Origin of the sequence: Gemmata sp., assembly GCF_051859125.1 — a bacterium.
Taxonomy (GTDB): Bacteria; Planctomycetota; Planctomycetia; order Gemmatales; family Gemmataceae; genus Gemmata.
Window position 1 is genome coordinate 1 of sequence record NZ_JBHYGG010000227.1, and the last position, 2,398, is coordinate 2,398.

The 2,398-nt window shown below is 72.6% G+C and carries 2 protein-coding genes; both read right to left on the reverse strand.

Translation table 11 applies throughout. The features are described 5' to 3' along the window. Positions 1-12: 12 nt before the first annotated feature. Positions 13-1,293, reverse strand: coding sequence for a hypothetical protein (locus ACTIGN_RS18655; RefSeq protein ID WP_439626548.1), 1,281 nt, complete (start codon positions 1,291-1,293; stop codon positions 13-15). 316 nt (positions 1,294-1,609) lie between these two features. Beyond that, positions 1,610-2,314: an NfeD family protein gene (locus ACTIGN_RS18660; protein WP_439626550.1), complete on the reverse strand. Its 705-nt coding sequence runs from the start codon at positions 2,312-2,314 to the stop codon at positions 1,610-1,612. Positions 2,315-2,398 lie beyond the last annotated feature (84 nt).

A 2,398-nucleotide genomic window follows, 5' to 3' on the forward strand; every position in this document is an offset into this window, starting at 1 on the left:
CCTCGCTGGCGCTCAGGGTTCGCCACGACCCGGCCCGTCCTTTCGCTGCAACCGGTTGTCGAACACATAGTAGACCGGGTCGCTGAACCGGTTCCGGCGGGTCGCGTCCGCGGACGGCCCGGTCCGCGAGCCGTACTGGCCGGGCGGCGTGTCGCGGTCCTTTCGCACGATGCCCACCCGCACGAACCCGGCGCGCTCGAAGAACGGGTTCGCGTGGCCCATCGCGGTGAGCGTCTCGACCCAGCTCACGGGGCACGATGCGCACGCCTCGCGCACGAAGTTCGCGGCGATCCCGGCCCCGCGGTAGGTCGGGTGCAGCACGACGCGCTGGAGCACCCAGAGCTGCGCGTTGAGCGCCGAGAGTGCCAGCCGCGACCGCGGGTTCGTGAGGCCGAAGAACTTCGTTCGCAGCGCGAGCGAGGCCGCCGGGGTGCCGAACACGCACACGCCGACCCGCTCGGTCCCGTGCCACAGCACCACCACGCGCGTGACGAACGCGAGTGCGTGACTGCGGTAGTGCCACGGAGCGAAGTGCGGCCAGTCGGCCCGGGTGCCGTCGGCGACGCGCAGTTCGTTCGCGAACGAGATCCGCCGCGCCTCCGGCGTGCGGCGCTCGACCTCCACCTCGCCATCACCGCGGCACCGCACCCACACGTCCGGGTTCAGGTCGGCGGCGATGTCGTCGTGCGTGGTGGCCGCGAGCACGCCGACGCCGGTTCGCGTCACGAGCTTCCGCAGGTTGAACGCGACCACCTTCGCGAGCGTGCGGTCGAGCGTGGCGGTGAACTCGTCGGCCGCGACGAAGTGCGGAGTGCGGAGTTCGGCGTGCGGAATCGAAGACGGCCATTCGGTCTTCACTTCGCGCTCCGCACTCCGCATTCCGCACTGCGAAGCGTAAGCGAGCCGGAACCGGTAGCGCTGCCCCTCGGACAGCTCCGCCGGCGTGCGCAGCAACAGTCGCGCCTCGGACAGCCCGCACCCGCCGAGCGCCGCGAGCCGCTGCTCGATTGGGCCGGGGAGTGCGTCGATGAGCGGCGCGTCGGGTAGCGCGAGCGTTGCGGCATCGACGGCACCAACTTGGGTCGCGACGGCCCGCAGAAGCGACGACTTCCCCGACCCGCTCGGGCCGGTGAACAGCACGAGGTCGCCGGGCCGCACGTCGAGCGCGACGCCGGCCGCGACGGTGTGTTCCGGCTCCCCGTCGGCGAGCCCGAACAGGTCCGCGACCTGCCCGGTCGCAAGCGACCGCCTCGCCGGGCGGAACGCGTATCGAACGGTGATCGGCGCGAGCACGGGAGACCTCCGGGGAATGATTTGGAAATGGTGGTGAGATGGCGCGAGGCGGATTGATGAGAGTTGAGGGCAACACCCCCTCACCCGCCGCTCGAGGACTCGCGGCGACCTCTCCCCCGAGACCAGGGGAGAGGTGTTGCCACTGCGCCCTTCTGCGGCTTCGCGAGCGGGTGGCCGATGCGTGGGACCGGGTGCCCCCACCTCGCCCCCGGTCTCGGGGGAGAGGTCGCCGCGAGTCCTCGAGCGGCGGGTGAGGGGGTGCCACCCGATCCTTCGACTGAACTGCACCCCCGTCCCGACACAGCTTACGTTCCGGTCACGTCAGCACGTTCACGACCCACGCGAGGCCGGCGGCGAGGGCGGCGAACGCCAGCGACAGCCCGGCCGTCCAGCGCGCGACCAGCCACACGTCCCCGGTCGCGGCGTACACCCAGAACCCCAGCGAAGCGCCAACCAGTCCGGCCAGGACCGCCACGAGGCTCGGCTCGAACACCGCGTCGGCCTCCGCGGGGAGGACGCGCGCAACGAACCAGCCGGTGAAGAAGTACAGCAGGACCGCGTCGAGGGCGCCGGCCGCCGCGGAGCCGAGCAGCAACTCCGGGAGCGCCCAAGCGGTCGCGCCGGCCCAGTCGAAGTGCCGGCCGAGCGCCGCGTTCGTCAGCCCCGCGGCGCACCCGAACGCGCCGGCGGCCGCGGCCCCACGCGCCATGCGGCGCTTCAACTCGGCCCACGCCTTCTGTCGCGCGTCGCGATCGGCCGCCGCAACGTCGGCCCTCGTGCGCTGGTGCTCGGCCCGAACGAGTTCTTCACCCTGGTGCGGCAGCGCCTCCGCGGGCGCGCCCGGTTCGACCGCGCGGACGACGAACCCGGGCGGCCCGCCCCGCACGACGACCACCGCGCGGCCGGGTTCGATGAACGTGCCCTCGGTGGTCGCCGACCGCCGCACGCCGCCGATCTCGACGTACCCGCTCGGCGACAGCGGCGTCACCGCGCGGCCCGTGTCCCCGATGCGAACGCCCATGACTCGCCCCTTTACTCGGCTGAACTCATAGCGGGTTGGCGGGCCGCCACGGAGGGCGGCCCCTACAAACCAAGCGGGTCTGTA